Below are 3,899 nucleotides of genomic sequence, written 5' to 3'. Positions count from 1 at the left end.
CCTATTCCGCCGTCGCCGCCACCCCCGCCGCCGCGAACGCCCAGCAGGCCAACCCGTTCTTCGCCGACAGCCCGCTGCCGCTGCATTACCCGCAGTTCGACAAGATCAAGGACAGCGACTTCGCCCCCGCCTTCGACGCCGGCATGGCCCAGCAGCTCAAGGAAGTGGAGGCCATCGCCAACAACAAGGCCAAGCCCACCTTCGACAACACCCTCATCGCCCTGGAAAAGAGCGGTGACACCCTGGATCGCGCAACGACCGTCTTCTTCAGCCTGGTCGGCGCCGACACCAACGACACCCGCAAAAAGCTCCAGGCCGACTACTCCGCCAAGTTTGCCGCCCACAGCGACGCCATCGCCCTCAACGGCAAGCTGTTCGCCCGCATCCAGACCCTGTACGACACCCGCGCCCAGCTCGGCCTCGACGCCGAAGGCGTGCGCCTGGTCGAAAAATATTACGAAAGCTACGTCCGCGCCGGCGCCAAGCTCAACGATGCCGACAAGACCAAGCTCAAGGCCATGAACGCCGAACTGGCCAACCTCGGCACCACCTTCAGCCAGAACGTGCAGAACGAAGTGAATGCCTCGGCCGTCGTCGTCGACGACGTCAAGCAGCTCGACGGCCTGTCGCCCGAGCAGATCGCCGCCGCTGCCGAAGCCGCCAAGGCCCGCAAGCTCGACGGCAAGTACGTCATCGCCCTGCTCAACACCACCGGCCAGCCGCCGCTGACCAACCTGCGCAACCGCGACCTGCGCCAGAAGATCTACGAAGCCTCCATCACCCGCGGCAGCCGCGGCGGCCAGTACGACAACACCGCCCTGGTCTCGCGCATCATGCAGCTGCGCGCCGACAAGGCCAAGCTGATGGGCTTTGCCAACTTCGCCGCCTACAACCTCACCAACCAGACCGCCAAGACCCCCGAAGCGGTCAACGCCATGCTCGGCCAGCTCGCCCCGGCCGCCGTCGCCAACGCCAAGCGCGAAGCGGCCGACCTGCAGGCCATGATCGACCAGGAACAGAAGGCCGCCGGCAAGCCCACCTTCAAACTCGAAGCCTGGGACTGGGCGTTCTACAGCGAGAAGGTCCGCCAGGCCAAGTACAACTTCGACGAATCCCAGCTCAAGCCGTACTTCGAGCTGAAGAACGTGCTGGAGAACGGCGTGTTCTTCGCCGCCAACCAGGAATACGGCCTGACCTTCAAGCAGCGCACCGACCTGCCGGTCTACCACGACGACGTCACCGTCTATGACGTGTTCGATGCCGACGGCAGCCAGCTGGCGATCTTCATCTTCGACCCGTACGCACGCGCCTCCAAGCGCGGTGGCGCCTGGATGAATTCGTACGTGTCCCAGTCCGCGCTGACCGGCTTCAAGCCGGTGGTGGCCAACCACCTCAACATTCCCAAGCCGCCGGCCGGCCAGCAGACCCTGCTGACCTGGGATGAAGTGACCACCACCTTCCACGAGTTCGGCCACGCCCTGCACGGCATGTTCTCCAACGTGAAGTATCCCTACTTCTCCGGGACCGCCGTGCCGCGCGACTTCGTCGAGTTCCCCTCGCAGGTCAACGAAATGTGGTCGGACAACCCGGCCATCCTGAAGAACTACGCCAAGCACTACCAGAACGGCTCGGCGATGCCGCAGGCGCTGCTGGACAAGGTGATTGCCGCGTCCAAGTTCAACCAGGGCTTTGCCACCACCGAATACCTGGGCGCCGCCATGCTTGACCAGCGCTGGCACCAGATCGGCCCGGACCAGGTGCCGGCCGCCAAGGACGTGATGGCCTTCGAGCGCGCCGCGCTGGAGAAGGACGGCATCTACTACGCGCCGGTTCCGCCGCGCTACAAGACCCCGTACTTCAGCCACATCATGGGCGGCTACTCGGCCGGCTACTACGCCTACATCTGGTCCGAAGTGCTCGACGCCAACACCCAGAAGTGGTTCCGCGAGAACGGCGGCCTGAGCCGCAAGAATGGCGACCACTTCCGCAAGGCGCTGCTGTCCAAGGGCGGCAGCGTGGATGCGATGCAGCTGTTCCAGGACTTCGCCGGGCACGCCCCGCAGATCGAGCCGCTGCTGGAAAAGCGTGGCCTGACCTCGGGTAACAGCACGAAGTAAGCGTCTGCTCCATCGACGTGCACCAAAAAGAACGCCCGGTCATGCCGGGCGTTCTTTTTTGGTCCTTCTGCCGCGGCAGGTACCCACCGTTGGTTGGTACGGCCCTCAATGCGCCTGCGGGTCGAACCAGGCGTCCCAGGTAGACGGTGAGGCAGCCATCGTGCGCGCCTGTTCGAATGCCGCCCTCGCCTGCGCCATGCACCCGGTATTGAGCAATGCCACGCCGAGGTTGAAGGCCGCATGCCGATCATCGCTGCCCAGCGCCAATGCCCGCTGCAACACCTCACGTGCGTGGGCGTACTGTGCGCGGTCGCAGGCAACTGCGCCGAGCGCGGTCAACAGCAGCGGATCTTCGCCGTGGGCCGCCAACGCGGCGTCCAGCGTGGCGGCAGCTGTGGCAAGCGCAGTGTCGGCATCGCGCGTGCCGGCGAACGCGGCCTCCACCTCGCTGCGGGCGCCCAGCAACGCGTGGACCACGGCGGAAGGAATGGCGTCATGCATGCCGGGATGCTACCCGGAAACGTCCGGGCACGATGTAGACAACGTGGTCCGACATCAACCGGCGCGTCCAGCCACGCATGGCGTGGCTCTACCAGGCGCGTCGTCAACGCGGCGCCAGATATCCGCCGGGCACGCCCTGCGGCGACAACACCAGCTGCCACAACTGCGCATGCCGGCAGCGGAAGCTGGCCATGGATGCGGCCAGGTAGAAGCGCCACATGCGCTTGAAGCGTTCGTCGTAGCGCTGCGGGTCCAGCTGCGGCCACGCGTTTTCCACGTTCAACCGCCAGGCCTGCAGCGTGCGGTCGTAGTCGGTGCCGAAGTTGTGCCAGTCCTCCAGCACGAACAGCCCCTCGAACGCGGCGGTGACCTGGGCCGCCGAGGGCAGCATCGAATTGGGGAAGATGTAGCGCGCGATCCACGGGTCGGTGCGGTGGCGCGACAGGTTGCCGCCGATGGTGTGCAGCAGGAACAGCCCGTGTGGATGCAGGCAACGCCGTGCCATCTCCATGTACCCGCGGTAGTTCTTGTCGCCCACGTGTTCGAACATGCCCACCGAGAAGATCGCGTCGAAGGTCTCCTCGACGTCGTGGTAGTCCTGCAGGCGGATCTCGATCGGCAGCCCGGCGCACAGCTGGCGTGCGTAGTCGGCCTGCTCCTGCGAGATGGTGATGCCCACCCCGGACACACCATAGCGCTCGGCGGCGAACTTCAGCGCCTCGCCCCAACCACAGCCGATATCCAGCACGTGCTGGCCGGGGCGCAGCCCGAGTTTGCGGCAGATCAGGTCGAGCTTGGCTTCCTGCGCCCCGTCCAGATCCTGCGCGTCGCGCCAGTAGCCGCAGCTGTAGACCAGGCGCTGGCCGAGCATGGCCTCGTACAGGTCGTTGCCCAGGTCATAGTGGCGCCTGCCGACTTCGAAGCTGCCACTGCCCGCCTGCAGGTTGAACAGGCGCGCCTTGAGGGCATCGGCCACTTCGCGCCAGCCGTGCACGCGCTCGTCCAGGTGGGCCTGCATCAGGTGATACAGGAACCCGTCCAGCGAGGCGGCCTCCCACTGGCCGTCCATGTAACTCTCGCCCAGGCCGAGCGAGCCCTGGGCCATGACCCGCGTGTAGAAGTGCGGGTCATGCACGTGGATGTCGTGCGGCTGGTCACCGCCAACGGTGACCCCCGCCTCGTGCAGCAACAGCGTCACTCGTCGTTGCAGTCCCGCGTCCACGTCGCCTCCCTCGGTCAGCCCCGGGCAAACAACCCCGCGTAGGCGGTGCCGACGTGCGG

Annotated in this window: 3 protein-coding genes; 1 reads left to right on the top strand and 2 read right to left on the bottom strand. The window is 66.0% G+C overall.

The window, feature by feature from the left end:
• The coding region (locus DBR34_RS18645; protein WP_146186885.1) for a M3 family metallopeptidase at nucleotides 1–2,117 on the top strand (2,117 nt) is incomplete at its 5' end.
• A gap of 105 nt (nucleotides 2,118–2,222) precedes the next feature.
• Here the strand turns inward: DBR34_RS18645 and DBR34_RS18640 are convergent.
• Nucleotides 2,223–2,618, bottom strand: a complete 396-nt coding sequence (locus DBR34_RS18640) for a UDP-N-acetylglucosamine-peptide N-acetylglucosaminyltransferase (RefSeq protein ID WP_181394069.1) — start codon at nucleotides 2,616–2,618, stop codon at nucleotides 2,223–2,225.
• A gap of 103 nt (nucleotides 2,619–2,721) precedes the next feature.
• The gene (gene cfa / locus DBR34_RS18635; protein WP_128097881.1) at nucleotides 2,722–3,840 is read right to left on the bottom strand and encodes a cyclopropane fatty acyl phospholipid synthase; all 1,119 of its coding nucleotides are present in this window, start codon (nucleotides 3,838–3,840) and stop codon (nucleotides 2,722–2,724) included.
• Nucleotides 3,841–3,899: the final 59 nt, after the last annotated feature.

It is taken from the genome of Stenotrophomonas sp. HMWF003 (assembly GCF_003061285.1).
GTDB lineage: Bacteria > Pseudomonadota > Gammaproteobacteria > Xanthomonadales > Xanthomonadaceae > Stenotrophomonas > Stenotrophomonas maltophilia_AP.
The sequence above is the reverse complement of the archived record's forward strand: the minus strand, read 5'-3'. Positions and strand labels throughout refer to the sequence as shown.

What these genes read in the sequence shown, in the direction of transcription:
- DBR34_RS18640 (WP_181394069.1), bottom strand. Translation starts at nt 2,618, where the DNA reads ATGCATGACGCCATTCCTTCCGCCGTGGTCCACGCGTTGCTGGGCGCC.